General features: G+C 56.7%; 16 protein-coding genes, 2 tRNA genes and 1 riboswitch. Of the genes, 5 read left to right on the top strand and 13 right to left on the bottom strand.

Features of this window, described 5'->3' with window-relative positions:
• Positions 1-13: 13 nt before the first annotated feature.
• The 3 genes from F8R23_RS07080 to F8R23_RS07070 are packed head-to-tail and all read right to left on the bottom strand — an operon-like array spanning position 14 to position 2,210.
• Entirely contained in the window at positions 14-781 is a 768-nt protein-coding gene (locus F8R23_RS07080; RefSeq protein ID WP_151415429.1) for an ABC transporter permease, read from the bottom strand.
• Positions 778-1,533: an ABC transporter ATP-binding protein gene (locus tag F8R23_RS07075; protein ID WP_112349498.1), complete on the bottom strand. Its 756-nt coding sequence runs from the start codon at positions 1,531-1,533 to the stop codon at positions 778-780. The genes F8R23_RS07080 and F8R23_RS07075 overlap by 4 nt, the downstream gene beginning before the upstream one ends.
• Positions 1,530-2,210 (bottom strand): TenA family protein, encoded by a 681-nt coding sequence (locus F8R23_RS07070; RefSeq protein ID WP_129936837.1) that lies wholly within the window; start codon positions 2,208-2,210, stop codon positions 1,530-1,532. Before F8R23_RS07070 ends, F8R23_RS07075 begins: the two co-directional genes overlap by 4 nt.
• 63 nt (positions 2,211-2,273) lie before the next feature.
• Positions 2,274-2,376, bottom strand: a riboswitch (TPP riboswitch).
• A 180-nt stretch (positions 2,377-2,556) separates the two neighbouring features.
• Here F8R23_RS07070 and F8R23_RS07065 point away from each other — a divergent pair.
• The 3 genes from F8R23_RS07065 (at position 2,557) to gap (ending at position 5,721) form a co-directional block, all read left to right on the top strand.
• Positions 2,557-3,579, top strand: coding sequence for an LLM class flavin-dependent oxidoreductase (locus F8R23_RS07065; protein ID WP_112349500.1), 1,023 nt, complete (start codon positions 2,557-2,559; stop codon positions 3,577-3,579).
• A gap of 77 nt (positions 3,580-3,656) precedes the next feature.
• On the top strand, positions 3,657-4,631 hold the full coding sequence (locus F8R23_RS07060) for a GlxA family transcriptional regulator (protein ID WP_129936836.1): 975 nt from the start codon (positions 3,657-3,659) through the stop codon (positions 4,629-4,631).
• Positions 4,632-4,710: 79 nt separating this feature from the next.
• Positions 4,711-5,721 (top strand): type I glyceraldehyde-3-phosphate dehydrogenase, encoded by a 1,011-nt coding sequence (gene gap / locus F8R23_RS07055; protein ID WP_085117456.1) that lies wholly within the window; start codon positions 4,711-4,713, stop codon positions 5,719-5,721.
• A gap of 55 nt (positions 5,722-5,776) precedes the next feature.
• Here gap and F8R23_RS07050 read toward each other — a convergent pair whose 3' ends face one another.
• The 4 genes from F8R23_RS07050 to F8R23_RS07035 form a co-directional block, all read right to left on the bottom strand.
• Positions 5,777-6,565, bottom strand: coding sequence for an inositol monophosphatase family protein (locus tag F8R23_RS07050; RefSeq protein ID WP_129938332.1), 789 nt, complete (start codon positions 6,563-6,565; stop codon positions 5,777-5,779).
• 24 nt (positions 6,566-6,589) lie between these two features.
• Entirely contained in the window at positions 6,590-7,651 is a 1,062-nt protein-coding gene (locus F8R23_RS07045) for an ABC transporter ATP-binding protein (RefSeq protein ID WP_085117454.1), read from the bottom strand.
• Entirely contained in the window at positions 7,648-9,873 is a 2,226-nt protein-coding gene (locus F8R23_RS07040; protein WP_129936833.1) for an ABC transporter permease, read from the bottom strand. Before F8R23_RS07040 ends, F8R23_RS07045 begins: the two co-directional genes overlap by 4 nt.
• A 107-nt stretch (positions 9,874-9,980) precedes the next feature.
• Positions 9,981-11,009 (bottom strand): ABC transporter substrate-binding protein, encoded by a 1,029-nt coding sequence (locus tag F8R23_RS07035; protein WP_085117452.1) that lies wholly within the window; start codon positions 11,007-11,009, stop codon positions 9,981-9,983.
• Between the two features lie 219 nt (positions 11,010-11,228).
• On the opposite strand from F8R23_RS07035, the gene F8R23_RS07030 reads away from it, so the two are divergent.
• Positions 11,229-12,269 carry a LacI family DNA-binding transcriptional regulator gene (locus tag F8R23_RS07030; protein WP_129936832.1) on the top strand — a complete coding sequence of 347 codons (1,041 nt, stop codon included), beginning with the start codon at positions 11,229-11,231 and terminating at the stop codon, positions 12,267-12,269.
• 7 nt (positions 12,270-12,276) lie between these two features.
• Here the strand turns inward: F8R23_RS07030 and F8R23_RS07025 are convergent, their stop codons facing one another.
• The 4 genes from F8R23_RS07025 to mtfA all read right to left on the bottom strand — a co-directional run bounded on the left by F8R23_RS07025 (position 12,277) and on the right by mtfA (position 14,669).
• On the bottom strand, positions 12,277-13,053 hold the full coding sequence (locus F8R23_RS07025; RefSeq protein ID WP_112349505.1) for a DNA alkylation repair protein: 777 nt from the start codon (positions 13,051-13,053) through the stop codon (positions 12,277-12,279).
• Positions 13,054-13,058: 5 nt separating this feature from the next.
• Positions 13,059-13,556: a MarR family winged helix-turn-helix transcriptional regulator gene (locus F8R23_RS07020; RefSeq protein WP_129936830.1), complete on the bottom strand. Its 498-nt coding sequence runs from the start codon at positions 13,554-13,556 to the stop codon at positions 13,059-13,061.
• Positions 13,557-13,702: 146 nt separating this feature from the next.
• Positions 13,703-13,778, bottom strand: a tRNA-Asn gene (locus F8R23_RS07015).
• 102 nt (positions 13,779-13,880) lie between these two features.
• Entirely contained in the window at positions 13,881-14,669 is a 789-nt protein-coding gene (gene mtfA, locus F8R23_RS07010) for a DgsA anti-repressor MtfA (protein ID WP_129936829.1), read from the bottom strand.
• A gap of 92 nt (positions 14,670-14,761) precedes the next feature.
• On the opposite strand from mtfA, the gene F8R23_RS07005 reads away from it, so the two are divergent.
• Positions 14,762-14,851, top strand: a tRNA-Ser gene (locus F8R23_RS07005).
• A 152-nt stretch (positions 14,852-15,003) separates the two neighbouring features.
• Here F8R23_RS07005 and lptG read toward each other — a convergent pair.
• Together lptG and lptF are read right to left on the bottom strand one after the other, a co-directional pair.
• Positions 15,004-16,083, bottom strand: coding sequence for an LPS export ABC transporter permease LptG (gene lptG, locus F8R23_RS07000; protein ID WP_151415428.1), 1,080 nt, complete (start codon positions 16,081-16,083; stop codon positions 15,004-15,006).
• Complete coding sequence (lptF, locus tag F8R23_RS06995; RefSeq protein WP_129936827.1) at positions 16,080-17,150, bottom strand: LPS export ABC transporter permease LptF; 1,071 nt, start codon at positions 17,148-17,150, stop codon at positions 16,080-16,082. The genes lptG and lptF overlap by 4 nt, the downstream gene beginning before the upstream one ends.
• Positions 17,151-17,181 lie beyond the last annotated feature (31 nt).

Here is a 17,181-nt window from a genome sequence, read left to right as displayed (position 1 = left end):
GGATCCCTTATTTTCAGTCATGTTCCGGCGCCCAGTTGATCAGGCGCAGCAGCAGCGCGTCCACCGTCACCCAAAGCAAGACGGTCATCAGCACCAGAATAAACAACGCGGCGAAACAGATGTCGGTCTGCATGCGCGCGTTGGCGTTAAGCATCACATAACCCAGCCCCTCCGCCGAGCCCACCCATTCACCGATAATCGCGCCAATCGGGGCGACGGCAGCGGCCATCCGCAGCCCGGAACCAAAGGCCGGCAGCGCCGCCATCAGCCGCACGTGCCGCAGTTGGGCCCAGGGGGAGGCGCGCAGGGTGCGGGCCAGATCGAGATAATCGTTATTGACCCGGCGCAGCCCGTCGAAGAAGGCCGAGGTGACCGGGAAGAAGATCACCAGCACCGCCATCACTACTTTGGCGCTCATGCCAAAGCCAAACCACAGCACCAGCAGAGGGGCCAGCGCAAACACCGGTATCGCCTGGCTGGTCAGCACCAGGGGCATCAGCCAGCGTTGCAGCCGTGGGGAATAAATCATGCACAGCGCCAGCACGGCACCGAGCAACACCCCGGCCAGCAGGCCGCAGGCGATCTCGGCGGCGGTGATCAGCGTGTGATAAGCGAGGTAGGCCCGGTCATTCCACAGCGCCTGCGCTACCGCAGAGGGGGACGGCAGCAAAAAGGCGGGAATATCGCCCAAAGTGACCAACCCCCACAGCAGTAACAGGCCGGCAAACACCGTCAGGCTGCGGCGCATCCGTGACAGGCGGCTTTCTACCTGCGGCGTCATCCGGCAGCCCTCACCAGTTGCAGCAGTAACTCGCTCTGGCTTTTCAGCAGTTGAGGATCGTCCGGCGCACGCGGCGGCAGGCCTTCGATAATATGGCTATCGTCGATACCTGCGGGGTAACGGGACAGCACCAGCAGGCGATGACTAAGGCGGCAGGCCTCCATCGGGTCATGAGTAATCAGCAACACGGTATGCTGCGCCAGCAGGTCGGCGGCCAGCGTCTGGATCATGGCGCGGGTTATGGTGTCCAGCGCCGAAAAGGGTTCATCCATCAGCACAATCGGCTGGCGTTCATACAGGGTACGGGCGATGGCGGCGCGCTGGCGCATGCCACCGGATAGCGCAGCAGGCAGAGCGTTGCCATAACCGTTCAGCCCCACGCGTTCCAGCAGGTGCTCCGCCCAGGGGCGATCGACCTTTTCGCCGCGTAGCCGCGCACCGAGGCTAATGTTCTGGTCAATGGTCAGCCACGGATAGAGCAAATCTTTTTGCCCCATATAGGCGATGCGCCCGGCAATCGGCTGGCCATCGCTGCCGATGACCGTACCTGCGGTGGGTTTCGCCAGCCCGGCAATAATCTTTAGCAGGCTGGTTTTCCCCGCACCGCTGGCACCGAGCAGGGTGACAAAGCTGCCGCCTGCGATATCAAAACTAAGCCGGTCGAAAATCACCTGCTGACCAAAGCGCAGGGTTAAATCCCGCACCTGAATACCCGGCCGGACGCCATCGTGCTGCGCATTGCCTATACTCATTGGGCATTCAGCCCCATTTGCCAGAAGGCGGATTCCAGCCGGGTGGCGGTGGTGAAAATCACCGACAGCTCGGCCAGGCGGCTCTCAGCCCCACGCTGGCGGCCAACGTTTTCCAGCAGGTCGAGCGCGGCCTGCACCCCGGCCAGATAGGCCGGATCGCCATAGTTGCGGATCCACGAGGCATAAGGATTAGCTTCCATCACCGTGGCGGGATCGTTGAGCAGGCGTAGGCCAATCTCGGCATAGCCGGCGACGCAGGGCAGCAGGGCTGCCAGCAGATCCAGGGCATCACCGGCGTGACCGATATCGAGCACATAGCGGGTGTAGTTGAGGGTCTCCGCTGCCTCGGGTTCGGCGGCAATCTGCGGCTCGCTCAGCCCCCAGTCGGCGCAATAGGCCAGATGCAAAGGCAGTTCGGCGACAATCGCATTGAGCGAGGCGGTGGCTGCGCGCATCTCCGGCAGGGTGCGCAGCTTGCTGACCAGCAGCGCGTAGGCGCGGGCAAAGTGGATCAGAAACAGATAATCCTGGGTCAGATAGCGACGGAAAGCGGGTTCCGGCAAGGTACCGACGGCCAGTTGCTGAATAAAGGGATGAGCGACATAGTCCTGCCAGTGGCTACCGGCCTGTTGGCGCAACCGTCCGTAAAGACCGTCGTCGAATTGGGGGGTAAACATGGGACCTCCAAAAATTAAGTGGAGATCCGGGCGTGCTGAGGTAAGAACGGGCAATAACTGATGGTGTTATTGCCGACCCGTCCCTTCGCTGGCATGACCCAGATCAGGTTCAAAGGGTTCGGCTTACGCCATCTCAGCCCTTTACAGGACACCCCTCGGAGGAGCCTGTTATACGATATTTACTTTTTGATTACAATGCCCGGACGGTGGATAAGGGCACCCGGCATTAAGGTTTTTCCTAGCCGAAAACGGTTCGTTTAGTGCGGTCCAATACAATTTTTCTGGCTTGCAGGGGGGCATGTTTGTCACTGTATTCCGGTCATAATTCACTCTAAGGACACTACCCATGAAGAAAATTGGATTTCTCTCTTTTGGTCACTGGACGCCTTCGTCGCAGTCGGGCACCCGCTCGGCTGGCGATGCACTGTTGCAATCCATCGATCTTGCCGTCGCGGCAGAAGAGCTGGGGGCGGACGGGGCCTATTTCCGCGTACACCACTTCGCGCGCCAACTTGGCTCGCCATTTCCGCTGTTGGCCGCCATCGGTGCCAAAACCCAGCGCATTGAAATCGGTACCGGCGTGATCGACATGCGTTATGAAAACCCGCTGTATATGGTGGAAGACGCCGGCGCCGCCGACCTGATTTCAGGCGGGCGCTTGCAGCTTGGCATCAGTCGCGGCTCTCCCGAGCAGGTGATTGATGGTTGGCGTTACTTTGGCTATACCCCGGCCGAAGGCGAGACCGAAGCCGATATGGCTCGCCGCCACACCGAAGTGCTGCTTGATGCGTTGCGTGGCGAAGGATTCGCCGAACCTAGCCCGCAGCCGATGTTCCCGAATCCGCCGGGCTTGCTGCGGGTGGAGCCTTTCTCCGCCGGGCTGAGGGATCGCATCTGGTGGGGGGCCAGCTCGGATGCTACGGCCATTTGGGCGGCGAAGTTGGGGATGAACCTGCAAAGCTCAACGCTGAAAAACGACGAAACCGGCGAGCCGTTCCACGTGCAGCAAGCGAAGCAGATCCGCGCGTATCGCGAAGCCTGGAAGGTCGCCGGGCATAAACGGGAACCCCGCGTGTCGGTCAGCCGCAGCATCTTTGCGTTGATGGACCAGCGGGATCGCAACTATTTTGGCAATAGCGGGCAGGACGGCGATCAGGTGGGGTATATCGGCGATCAGACCCGGGCGATATTCGGCCGCAGCTATGCCGCCGAGCCGGAGCTGTTGATCAAACAACTGGCGCAGGACGAAGCAATTGCCGAGGCGGACACCTTGCTGCTGACCGTGCCAAACCAGCTGGGTGTTGAGTATAACGCCCATGTGATTGAGTCGATCCTGACTCATATCGCCCCTGCGCTGGATTGGCGCTAATTAGGTCATAGTCAAAAACCCGCCTGAGGTTTCTGCGGCGGGCTTGACTTATTTTGCTCAATTTGTATTTTAACGACATGCATACATTTCTGATTATCGTCCCTGAAGGGGGCATGTTGTTTGAGTCGGCGGGGATCGCCGACATCCTGATGCAAGCCAACCGCTTGAGGCCCGATGACGCGCCGCTCTACCAGATAGCGATAGTCACTACCCAGTCTCATCGGGTGGTGCATGGGTCCTCAGGTTTGAACCTGTTGGCTGACCATCGTCTTTGCGATCTGGATCCAGAACAAGCGCGTGACACCATTATCGTCACCGGCAAAGGGGCGACCGAGGAAGAAAGTGCTTTTGTGGTGGATTGGCTACGTCGTGCCGCACCCAAAGCGCGCCGAATTGCCTCCGTTTGTGGCGGGGCCTTGTTGCTTGCTGAAGCCGGGTTGCTGGATGGCCGTCGTGCCACCACGCACTGGCGGTTGCTGGACACCTTGCAATCTCGATTCCCCAAAGTGCTGGTCGAAAATGGGCCGATCTATGTGCAGGACGGCAGTGTCTGGACCTCCGGCGGCGTCAGCTCCGGGTTCGATCTGACGCTGGCGCTGGTGGAAGACGATTACGGTTTTACTCAGGCCCGCGAAGTGGCGCAGGACCTGGTGATGTTTTTGCGTCGGCCCGGCGGGCAGGCGCAGTTCAGCCGTTACCCGTTAAATCAGGCTAAAACCCCCGGCCCAATCCGCGATCTCCAGTGCTGGATCCTGGAAAATCTGGCGGAAGATCTTTCCGTTGAGAAACTGGCCGAACGGGTTGCCATGAGTCCACGAAACTTTACCCGCGTGTTCACGCGTGAGGCCGGTATTCCTCCGGCCAAATTTGTCGAAGAAGGGCGTTTGCACAGCGCCCGACAGCGTCTGGAACAGAGCTCGGCAGGCATTGAGCAAATTGCCCTCACCAGCGGTTTCGGCAATAGCCTCAATCTGCGGCGTGTCTTCGAACGGCATTTGCAGCTGACCCCGACCGAGTACCGCGAACGTTTTCACGCACGTACTTTGGCCTAAATTGATCTGTAAACGTCATTTACGACGCGCATCCCTCAGGCTTAAATTGGCAGCAGAGCCAATAACGAAGGAGTAGATCATGGTCAAAGTAGGCATTAATGGATTCGGCAGGATCGGCAGGAATGTTTTGCGTGCGGCGCTAGGTCGCGATGACTTTGAAGTCGTGGCGATTAACGATTTGACCGACAGCAAAACCCTGGCGCACCTGCTCAAATACGATTCGCTTTCGGGCACTCTGGCCGCCCAGGTTGAAGCCGGTGAAAACCAGTTGTTGCTCGATGGTCGTCCGATTCATGTATTCTCCGAAAGAGATCCGGCCGCCATCCCATGGAGCAGCGTGGGTGTCGACGTGGTGATTGAGGCGACGGGTTTCTTTACCGACAAAGCCAAGGCTGAAGTGCACATCACTAAAGGCGGAGCCAAGCGAGTCATTATCTCGGCACCGGCCAAGGGCGACGACATTACCCTGGTGCTGGGCGTTAACCATCAGCAATACGATCCGGCCAAACATTTTGTCGTCAGCAACGGCAGCTGCACCACTAACGGTCTGGCACCCGCCGCTCAGGTATTGCACCAAGCTTTCGGCATTGAATACGGCCTGATGAATACCACCCATGCTTACACCAACAGTCAGGCATTGCATGACCAACCGGAAAAAGACTTACGCGGTGCCCGCGCCGCAGCAGAGTCGATTGTGCCTTACTCCAGCGGCGCGGCCAAAGCGCTCGGCAAGGTGATCCCGGAGCTGGAGGGGCGTCTGACCGGTTACTCGCTGCGGGTGCCGGTACCGGTGGTGTCTATCGTTGACCTGACGGTCACGCTGAAACGTGAGGTGACGGTGGAAGAGATCAACGCCGCTTTCCGCCAGGCGGCCGAATCCGGCCCTCTCAAGGATATTCTTGGCTACAGCGATGAGCCGTTGGTGTCGAGCGACTACAGAGGCGATCCACGCTCTTCCGTGATTGATGGGCTTTCCACGCTGGTTATTGGCGGCAAGCTGGTCAAGATCCTGGCCTGGTATGACAACGAGTGGGGCTTCTCTAACCGGCTGGTGGATCTGGCGGTACTGATGGATAAACGCGGGTTGTAAACGATAAATAGCAGGGGCGCTGCAGGCTGCGCCCCGATGTTGAAACCCAACCAATTTACAGCTGCGCGATGCGCATTAAATCTTGTTTGGCCCCTGGCGCGACCGCCAGCACCGGCCCACCGTGCAGCAAATGTTCCCCTTCGGTGTTAAATGCATGGGTCCAGCCACCGGCTTCGTTGACCAGGCAGTAACCCGCCAGACAATCCCAGGCATGCATATAAGGTTCGTAATAGCCCACCAATCGTCCTGCGGCCACCCAGGCCAACATCATGGCGCCGGAGCCGTTACGGAAAAAATTGCCACCGACCGCGGTGATCTGGGCGGCGATCTCGCCAACGCGTTCCGGTGTCACATAACTGTTGGCACCAAAGCCGGTGACGTGGTTTTGCATGGTGCGCTGTGGATCCACCTGCAGCGTTTTACCGTTGAGGGTGGCACCCGCGCCGCGCGCCGCGACAAAACACTCCTGCTGGCAGGGAGCGACGATCACTCCGATCACAGGCTCACCCTGATGGATCACCGCAATCGACACACACCAGTTCGGCATGCCGTTAACAAAGGGGCTGGTGCCGTCGATCGGATCTACTACCCAGGTGTAGCCAGAGTGGCCCGGTTGCAGACCAAATTCTTCTCCCAGAAAACCGTCATCCGGGAACTGGCGGGCTATCTGCTCGCGGATCAGCAGTTCAACTTCGCGGTCGGCGATTGATACCACATCCTGCGCATCGCGTTTGGTTTCAATCACCAGGCTTTCGCGGCGGTTGAAATAGTCCAGCGCTTTGTCGCCTGCTGCACGTGCCGCCTGTTCGGCCAGCGTCAAACGCTGGGAAATGGACTCACTCATCTTCGCTCCTTAAGGTATTGAGGTTCACTGGGCAATCAGCGCCAGTCCCTGAGATTTGAAATCAATGGCCACGCGGGTAGTCGGCGTCAGCTGGCGTTCCATCTGCACATCGACAATAAACAGCGCGCCGAGATCGGTTTTCACTTCATATTCGATATGGTCCCCCAACCAGGCGCTGTGGGTCACTTCCCCGTTTAATGCGCCGCTCTGCTCTGGCTGCAGGGTAATAAACTGTGGCCGCACCGAAAGCTGCGCAGCGCCGGGGCGTGCTTTGGCACCCGGTACCCGATACTGACGGCTGCCGAGGGTGATTAGTGCTTCGCCGTTGTCTACCCGCTCAATGTCGCAGGGCAGGATGTTAGCCTCACCCATAAAGTCGGCAATAAACACTGAAGCCGGCGAGTGATACAGCTCCTGAGGCGCACCCTGTTGAGCAATATGCCCTTCTTTCATGACGATAATCTTATCGGAGACCGCCAGCGCCTCTTCCTGATCGTGGGTGACATACACCGCGGTGAAACCGAGACGCTGTTGCAAATCGCGGATCTCGGTGCGCACGCGGCGACGCAGCCGTTCGTCAAGGTTGGATAAGGGCTCATCGAGCAGCAGCACCTGGGGTTCCAGGACCAGTGCGCGCGACACGGCGATGCGCTGCTGTTGGCCGCCTGACAGTTCGGCGGGCAGGCGTTGGCCCATATTTTCCAGCCCAACCAGTTTTAACCCCTCGCGCGCCCGATCCTGCGCCTCTTTGCGTGGCAGCCCGCTGGCCAGCAGGCCGTACATGACGTTGTCCAGCGCGTTCATATGCGGGAACAGCGCGTAGGACTGGAACACCATGGCGACGTCGCGCTCATTGGCCGGCAGATGGGTGACGTCTTTGCCACCAATCAGAATGCGCCCCGAGGTCGGGTGCTCCAGACCGGCCAGCAGGCGCAGGGTGGTGGTTTTGCCACAGCCCGAAGGGCCGAGCAGCGTCACCAGCGTACCGGGTTCGACGGTGAGCGAAAGGCCGGGTAGGGCAGTGAAGTCGGCAAACTGTTTGGTGACGTTTTCAAACACCACCGAGCCGGAACGAATGGCAGTCATAGGGCATTCTCCTGATGTAAGGCCGCGGGTGGCGTCACCGGCGGAGTGGCAGTGATGGCGCGGCGCAGGCGACGTTCGCCAACCAGCAGCTGGAAGGTGAGGATCACCGCCAGCATCACCACGATAAGCACCGAGGAGTAGGCGATAGCCACGCCGTATTCCCCGTTTTCGACCAGCCCGACGATGTAGGAAGTCGCCATGTTGTACTGAGCGCTGACCAGGAAGATCACCGCACTGATCGAGGTAATGGCCCGCACGAAGGCATATACCAGTGCTGCGCTGATGGCGGGTTTCAGCAGCGGCAGGATCACTTTGCGCAGGGTGCGGAAACTGCTGGCGCGCAGCGTCAGCGAGGCTTCATCCAGGCTGCGATCCAGTTGGCTCATGGCGGCGATCCCGCCGCGTACGCCGACCGGCATATTACGGAACACAAAGCAGGCAACCAGGATCAGCGCAGTACCGGTGATTTCCAGTGGCGGCAGGTTATAAGCCATGATGTAGCTGACGCCGATCACCGTGCCGGGGATGGCAAAGCTGAGCATCAGCATAAACTCAAAGGTCTGACGACCGGCAAACTTCTGCCGCACGATCAGCCAGGCGGTGAGCAGGCCAACGATGGCGGTAAGCGGCGCGGCGATCAGCGCGATCTCCAGGGTGGTCCAGAACGAGTTCCAGGCGACGCCGGTCCAGGCTATCTGGCCGTTGTTCCACTGGAAACCGAAGGCGCGGGCGTAATGTCCCAGCGTCAGGCTGTTATCCAACCCCCACGACTGGACAAAGCCGCCGATCAGGATCATGCCGTAGACCACCAGCGTGAACAGACCCCAGGGGATCACCAACGCGTACACGCCATAGCGCAAGCCGCGTGGCAGCCCGCAGTGCGTGCCGGAGTCCCCTTTACCGGTGACGGTGGCGAAGTTTTTCCCCGCCAACCACAGGCGCTGCAAAATAAAAGCGCTGAGGGTAAAGCACAGCAGGATGATGGCCAGCACGGCAGCGCGGCTTGGATCGTTCTGCGCCCCGACCACCGAGAAGAAAATCTCGGTCGACAGCACGCCGTGGCTGCCCCCCAGCACCATCGGATTACCGAAGTCCGCCATGCTTTCGATAAAGCTGATCAGGAAGGCGTTGGCCAGGCCGGGCGCCATCAGCGGCAGTGAAACATAGCGGAAGGTGCGCCAGCGGTTAGCGCGCAGTGTCTGTGAGGCTTCTTCGAGCGAAGGACTCACCCCTTCTACCACGCCAATCAGCACCAGGAAGGCAATCGGGGTGAAGGAGAGCACCTGAGCAATCCAGATGCCGGTCAGGCCGTATAACCAACGGCCGGGCTCGATGCCAAACAGGCTGGCGAGCAGTTCGGTGACCACCCCGGCGCGGCCAAATAGCAGCATCAGCGCCAGGCCAATCACAAACGGCGGCGTGATGATCGGCAGTATGGTCAGCAGGCGCAGCCCTTTTTTGAACGGCAGCGGCGTGCGGGTGGCGGCCAGTGCAAAAGCCAGACCGAGCAGCGTAGAGCCGCTGGCGGTCATCAGTGCCAGGGTCAGGGTGCGCCAGGCGGTACCGCAACTGGCACCCTTCAGGCAGCCGAGGCTCCAGATGGCCGGATCCTGCATATTGGCGATCAGCCCGTCGGGCTTAAACGACCCATCCACGTCCTGTACCGATGAGACAAACATGCTCAGCACCGGATAAAGCACGAAGGTGGTCACCAGCGCGACCAGCAGCACAATGGCGGCCACTACAAAGGCATCCCCCTTTAGCACGCCGCGTTCGGCCAGTGCAAAAGAGAACAGCAGCAAAAAGGTGGTGATCAGCAAAATGGCACCGGCGCCAAAGGCGGGTTGGCCGTCGCTGAGCGCGCCAAACAGCTGTTCGCTCCACTGCCAGTTCCAGCCGCTGTAGCCAATGGCATGGCCTTCAAACAGCAAAAACAGGATGCCGATGACGCTGGCCCCCATCAGCAATTGCGAACGCAGGCGACTTACCGGCAACAGACGAGCCGGTGCGCAAACCAGTAGCATCAGCAGAGCAATCAGCAGCCAGGGCCGTTGAAAGGTGATTATTTGCCACAGCGCAGGCGCGCTTGCCTGATCCTGCCACAGCGTACCAAGCCAGCCAAAGTCGAAGAACCCGGCTTCCTGGCTGTACCAGGGCAGCAATAACACGGCCAGTGCGCCCAGCACGAGGGCCCCGTCAAGGCGGCGGTTTTGAGCATTCATCGTAACCTCGAGAGTTCATATTTCCGTTACCGCGCTTTGCACAGGCGAGGGTTGCCTCGCCTGGTTTATCGCAGAGCGCGCCACATACGGGAGGAAAAGGACGTGAATTATTGGGCGCTGGCGCCGATCTCTTTATCCCAGCGGCTGAGCAGTGCCTTGCGTTTTTCTGTCGCGCCGTAGGTTTTAAAGTCGTAATCGATCAGTTTGATGTTCTCGAAGCGTGGTGCATATTCGGAAATCGCCGCGTTGCGATTGGACGGCAACTGGAAGGATTTGGCGTCTTTCATGTGTGACTGGGCATCGGCACTGAGCGCCCAGTCATACCACACCTTGGCCTGGCTGAGGTTGCGTGCGCCTTTAACGATCGACATCGAGCCAATTTCAAAGCCGGTGCCTTCGCAAGGGGCGACCGCTTTGATCGGGAAGCCATCGACCTGCATCGCGACGGCATCATGCATAAACACGATACCGACGGTGGTTTCACCCCGCGCAGCCGCTTTCACCGGTGCTGAGCCGGATTTTGTGTACTGTGAAATATTGGCGTTGAGCTTTTTCAGGTAGTCGAAGGCTGGCTCTTCCCCCATGATTTGCACCAGTGTGGCGAGGGTGTTGTAAGCAGTGCCGGACGAGTTCGGGTTGGCCATCTGGATCTCGCCTTTGTAGGCCGGATCCAGCAGGTCACTCCAGCAGGCCGGAACCTTGAGTTTTTTCTCTGCCAGCAACTTGGTGTTGTACCCCCAACCCAGCGCCCCAGCGTAGACACCGACGGTGCGGTAGCCGGCGCTTTCTGCCTGTTTACGTGCCCAGTCGTGCTGTTGATCAAGCAACGGGGATTTATAGGGCTGGGTTAACCCTTCGTCGGCGGCCTGCATATGTGGGTCGCCAGTGCCGGCCCACCAAATATCGGTGCGTGGGTTACGGGCTTCGGTACGAATACGTGCATAGGCTTCCCCGGCGGAGAGGCGCACCATACTGACTTTGATATCCGGGTGTTGTTTCTCAAACAGATTGGTCATTTGCTCGCAGACCACGACGTCGGCGGAACAGATCATATTCAGTTTCCCGGCTGCGTGAGCAGGCAGGGCAGAGAGTGCAGAGCCGGCGGCGAGGACCGCCATCAGAGTAACGCGATGCATGGTGTTCTCCTTGGTTGTGTAGGGGGGCGATACGTTGTCGCCCATTCTTTTTGCACGTGTGTGCAAATAACTAGAGGATATAAATTGCGCTGTCAATCGCGCAGTGAAACAATTCAACCTACTCGTCACAAAAATGAAACATTTTGACCGATATAAATTTGCACAGCTTTGCAAAATGCGGCAAACTTTTCTCAGAATGCGAAACGAAGGGATGTGAAGATGGCGATGGACAAGGCGATGATCAGTGCGAAAGATGTGGCGGAGTTGGCCGGAGTTTCCCGCTCGGCGGTTTCGCGGACTTATACGCCCGGTGCCAGCGTATCGGCGGCCACCCGCGAAAGGGTGATGCGGGCGGCTGAAGAGCTGGGATATCACGTTAACCATTTGGCGCGGGGATTGGTGCGTAACCGCAGCGGCATCGTCTGCCTGATCGTTTCGGAGCTGGCGACCCCCTATCGGGCCAGCCTGGTCCGCTTGCTGACCCAGCATTTGCAGGATGCGGGCAAGATCGCCATGTTGATTAACACCGATCGCTCCGATGACAGCGTCTCCCAGGCGTTGCAGCAGGCGATCAACTTCCGTGCCGATGCTTCTTTTGTGCTTTCCGGTATGCCGGACAGCGCTATTGCCCGCCTGTGCCATAAACACGGCCAGCGGCTGGTGCTGATCAACCGTAATGACACCTTGCCTGGCTCACTCAGTATCCGGCTGGATAACGAAGAGGCGGCCGGCCGGGTGGTGATGGCATTTGCCCGAGCGGGCTGCCAACGCATCGCTTTTGCCAACTCATTGGCCGGGACACCCAGCCTGATGGCGCGTGAACGCGGTTTTCTGCAGGCGGCGGAAGCGGCGGGGCTACAGGTAAGCGTCGAGCGCTTTGGCACGACGTCGTATGAGAGTGGTCAGATCCTGGCGCACCGGCTGTTGACCCGTCGCGAGCGCCCCGATGCGGTGTTCTGCGTCACGGATTTATTGGCCTGCGGCTTTATGGATGAGGCGCGCCATCGCTTTGGACTGCGTATTCCAGAAGATCTTTGCGTGGCGGGCTACGACGATATTCCCCAGGCGGCCTGGTCCTCTTACAACCTCACCACCTTTACCCAGCCGGTGGCGTTATTTGCTCAGGATTCGGTTGCCTGGCTGATGGCGGAAGAGAAGAAAGAGGAGAGTATGATGCCGGCGCTGGGCCACGAGATGCCGGGTGAAACCCGACTGTACCATGCCGATTTTGTCTGGCGCGAAACCATCCGAGGGGCCTGAATTGCCTTCATTTCAGATTGCGCATGGCACGTTGGCAGATACGCCGTGTCGCGGTGGGCGGAGAGTCTTGCAGCCATTGCTGACACAAATCTGCGACCCATTCGGGCCTGTCCTTGGCAGCATCGTTAAGCCAGTTAGCCACTGAATCCTGAACGTAAGTGGATGGATCAGCCCTTAAGAGGGAGAGTATTGGCAATACCCGTTCAGGCTGTTGTTTAAGTATGGCAATGTGGGCACACCAGACGCCGCGGGGCCGTAATGCTTCGCTGGAGAAGCGGCGAAGATACTCAGAGGGGGAGCGTGCCCACGTCGCCAAGTGTTCGATAGCCTCATCTAACGCTTTCACCAAATGCGGACGAACTGCCAGCCAAGCCCATTCACGGACACCGAAATGGGCGTCGTCAGCCAGCGGGCGGATGGCATCCAACCTCTCGGTTAAGGATGTTCCAGACTGTGCCCCGATCATGAAACAGGCCCAGCCGCGCACAGTGTCTGAGCTGTGCGACAGGCAAGGGTTGATGCCAGTGGCACCGAGATCGCTCAACAAAACGCGGGCAATCCCCTCCATTCGCTTGACGATACCCAACTGACAAGCCTCTTCGGCGGCAAGCCGTGCTTGTGGTGACAGGGCTGGGAAAACGGTACCTAGCAATAACCTTTGGTCAAGCGCCAATACTTCAACCAGGGTGGCGCTCTGCAGCTCACCACGGGATAGCGCATCCAAAATATCGGGGGTAATGTCTGCAGCTCGGCTTGCTCCTTTACGAGTGACAGAATGGCACATATCGATTATTCCTTTTGGGCAGACGTTACATTGGCGGCGACTTTATCGAGTAACAGAGCCAACTGAGTTCGCTCTGCAGTGGAGAGGTTTCCGAACAGGCCAGCGATCCAGTGGCTATGTTGTTCGAAAACCATTCTGGCAACCTGTTGTCCATGAGGCGTCAATTGGATTCGTAATGCACGACCGTCACTGGCATCGGTCTGGCGCTCAATCAGGCACTCACGTTCCAGGCCGTTTAGCAGACCCGTGACCGTAGCACGGGTGACTCCTGCTTTTTCGGCCAGCTCATTGGGGGCCAACCCTTCTGAGGCTGCATCAAGCAAGAACAGCATGACGAAGCGGCCTTCAGACAAGGCATGAGGTGCCAGTAGTGAGGCGCAGTCACGATCGATGGCGGAGGCTAGTGAAAGTGTCTGAAAACACAGCCGGATATTGTCCTGGTCAGGAAGCTGACGCCGCTGAGCTTCCTGGAGCAGAGACAGGTATTTTTTTTCGAGTTTCACGATTGGGTCCATATGTAGTATGGTGCCTAACTATATGTGAGGAAAAACAGAAGATCAACAGGATGAGAGAAGACAAAAATGGCAGGCGTTAAACGCTTGGATGGCAAAAGACCCGCCTAAGTTTCCTTAAGCGGGTCTTTCGAATTTGGCTCCTCTGACTGGACTCGAACCAGTGACATACGGATTAACAGTCCGCCGTTCTACCGACTGAACTACAGAGGAATTGTCTGAACGGGGCGCATCATATCCAGCCACCCAGAATGTGTCAACGCTAAAATCGCCGATTCGGTGCGACTGCTCAGCATCTGAGCAATGCGAGCCGACTTATGGCTGTTCTGCGTCATCTTCGGCCTGCAACCGCTGCAAGCGTGCCAGCGGATCCTGTTTATAGAAGCGGCAGAAATGCTGGTACAGCAGTGGGAAACGGTTGGCCAGCAGCTCGGGCGCACTGAAAAAATACTCCGACAGTACCGCAAAGCACTCGGCCGGATCGGTGGCGGCGTAGGCGTCCATGCTGGCGGCTTCTTCGCCGACCATGTCGATCTCATCCTGCAGGTTTTCCATCGCGGCATGCAGGTCATGTTCCCAGGCAGCGATATCGCGCAGCGGAATCGGTGGGATGCCGGTGGCGCTGCCACCGTTGCGCATATCCAGCTTGTGTACCGCTTCGTGGATCACCAGGTTAAAGCCGGAGAGATCAAAAGAGTCCTGCACATCCTGCCAGTTAAGCACGATCGGCCCCTGTTCCCAGCTCTGACCGGACTGCACCACCGGCCCGGAGTGAACCAGGCCGAAGTCGTCCTGCCATTCGTCTTCCACCACGAACGGTGTAGGGTAAAGCAGGATCTCATTGAAGCCGTCGAGGCACTCGGCCCCCAGTTCCAGCACCGGCAAAGCGAACAGCAGGGCAATACGTGCCTGCATTTGTGAGGTCAGCACCAGCCCCTGCAAGGGGACAATGCGTTTTAGTTGTAAAATTTGCCCGGCAACGGCAATCAGCCGCTGTTGTTCCTGCTTATCCAGTGGAGAGAGCAGGGGAATAGCCAGCGCGTCTTGCCACTGGGCAAGCGTTTCCGCTTGCGGTTGATGCGTTTTCCACGGCCATTTAATCATCGTATTGCTCGTTAAGTCGTCACTTGAACATTCGGCAGGAGGCTAACCCTGTAAAAATGCCGCAAAAAGGGGCATGATAGCAAGCACTTGAAGGAGAGATGCCGGAGCGGCTGAACGGACCAGTCTCGAAAACTGGAGTAGGGGCAACTCTACCGGGGGTTCAAATCCCCCTCTCTCCGCCATTATTCAAGCACTTAGCTAAAATTCTTTCAACGATCCCCGTCACACATAGCATTTTCATCCAGACCAGACTCTGGATTAACACTTTTATCTATTCACACCTTGGGATATTACCTATGGGTTGTTTAATAACAATCCGCAATTGGGATATATTTTAATGTTGCTTATTAAATCGATGAACGAGCGCTAAAGATAGCATCAATAATAAAATAGGAGGGGCAAGGGTCGTTAATTGAACGTTGAAAGAAAACAGCAATCCAAGGTTAAGCATTATCTGGTATATAATATACGTAAGCAGCCCAACAATGACACCAATGGCTAAACGGCTACCCATCCCTGGCGCACGGGGAATACTGAAGGTGAATGGGATGGCTAATAAAATCATGGCCAAGACTAAAATTGGGCGACCCAGTTTTTGCCATAAAGCGATTTGATATTCATTACTGGGTTGTTCTGAACTTTGCAGATAATGAATGTATTGCTTCAGTTGTTTGATAGAGAAGTTATCAGCAGGCAAGGTCAGGCTTTTCAGGTTCATTCCGGAAAATAGAGATTGCCAGGGTAAATTATCATAGGTTTGTACGACTTCTTTTTTGTTTTTCCATTGTTTCTGCATGACTTGATGCAAGGTCCACAGTCCGTTATTGGCGGTGGTAGCCTTTTCAGCGTAAACGTAGGATTCAAGGGCGAGGTCGGATTTGTAGCGAAATATCTCGATCCCGACGGGTTGGTTTTGCTTATCCAGGGATTTTACGGTAACAAATTCATTGCCACTTCTGGCCCACAAGGCATTGCCGGAGTCAGCGCCTTTATTGGTTTTAGCCAGGGCAGTTTCTTTAAGCTCCTGGGCTTGTTGCTGCATCGGTGAGGCTACCCACTCATCGAGAGCACCTAATGACAGATTGATAAAAAGGCCGGTATAAAGAGTCACCAGAGCAATTCTGAATATTGAAAAGCCAGCGGTACGCATCGCCGTCAATTCAAGCGTTTTTGACAGTTGTCCAAGTCCGACGATGCCACCCAGCAAGGCGATAAACGGGCCGAGATCAACGAGGCTTCTGGGTAATGTCATTAACACAACTAACAGCGCCTGAGTCCAGTGGTATCCATTGGGAGTGACGTCCTCTAGCTCGTTGATCAGATTAAAGGTGGTAAATAATGGAATTAACAATCCGGCAGCGGCTGCAAATCCGATAAAGAGATTACGGATCAAATAACGACTGAAGATGTTCATCGAAATGGTTTCCGTAGCAGTGAGAAATCGCGCACAATTAGAATTAACAGGCCGATGGACATTAATATCGGGACTAACCAGACACCTGGAGTAATGGGAAGAGTACCGTTAGCCACCAACGTGCGGCAGATATTCCCACCATAAAAAATAGTGGTAAATAAGAGCGTAAGGGGGAGCAGTGTTGTATAGCGACCCTGGCGAGGTTTTATGCGGCTTAAAGGAATCGCCAATAACACCATCAGCAGGGTGCTGATACCACGACTTTCCCGCCATTGTAATTCCGCCCTGTCTGCAGGGTCAGTGGAGCGAGATAACGCTGCCAATGATGCTGATTTCCGCTTGACGTCTATGCTTTCAATAAAAGGTTTAAGCGATATTTTTAAATTTTTATAATTCTGCATGTTATCATCTGTGCCTTTGCGATCTAACACATAGGCGGTTCCGGATTTTAGCATCACGGAGGGGCTTGAAGGCGAGGGATCTATAACTTCAACCGAATGAGCCCGATATAAACTGGTATTGTTGGTCGAGCGTGAATAAATCAATGCGTCTGTAAGATGATTTGACGTTGGGTCAATACGAGAGGCGAGGATCATTCTGCCGCTGCCATTAACGTTAAACTTATTCGCCTGCAGATGACTCACGTCCAGCACGGATTGTGACTGTTGTTCCAACTGATAAATATTGGCGTAAGCCCAGGGTCTGCCGTACAGAGAAAGAAATGTTACTAACAGGGCCAGAGGAATGGCAAGTACCAACACCGCTTTGTATAGCCGCCACGGGCTGGCGCCAGAGGCGTGAATTGCGGTTATTTCAGAATCGCTGTAGAGCTGGCCCAGCGCAACCGCGACGGCAACATAAAGGCCTACTGGTAGAAGCATCTCCAATGCAATCAATATCTTATAACAGACAACATCAAATACGATTTGCAGAGCCAATGTCCCATTGGCCGCTTCTGTGAGATACCGTTGGGCTGAATAGCTGGCAAACATAAAGATGAGAAAACCCACAATGATCATCACTAATCGGCGGATTTCAACCATGATATAGCGCTCAATCAAAGCCATAAGCTAGTTATATCCCTTAATATCAAACGCA

Source organism: Serratia proteamaculans (genome assembly GCF_008830365.1).
Taxonomy (GTDB): Bacteria; Pseudomonadota; Gammaproteobacteria; order Enterobacterales; family Enterobacteriaceae; genus Serratia; species Serratia proteamaculans.
Note: the sequence above shows the minus strand (reverse complement) of the source record. Positions and strands in the feature narration are given on the sequence as shown.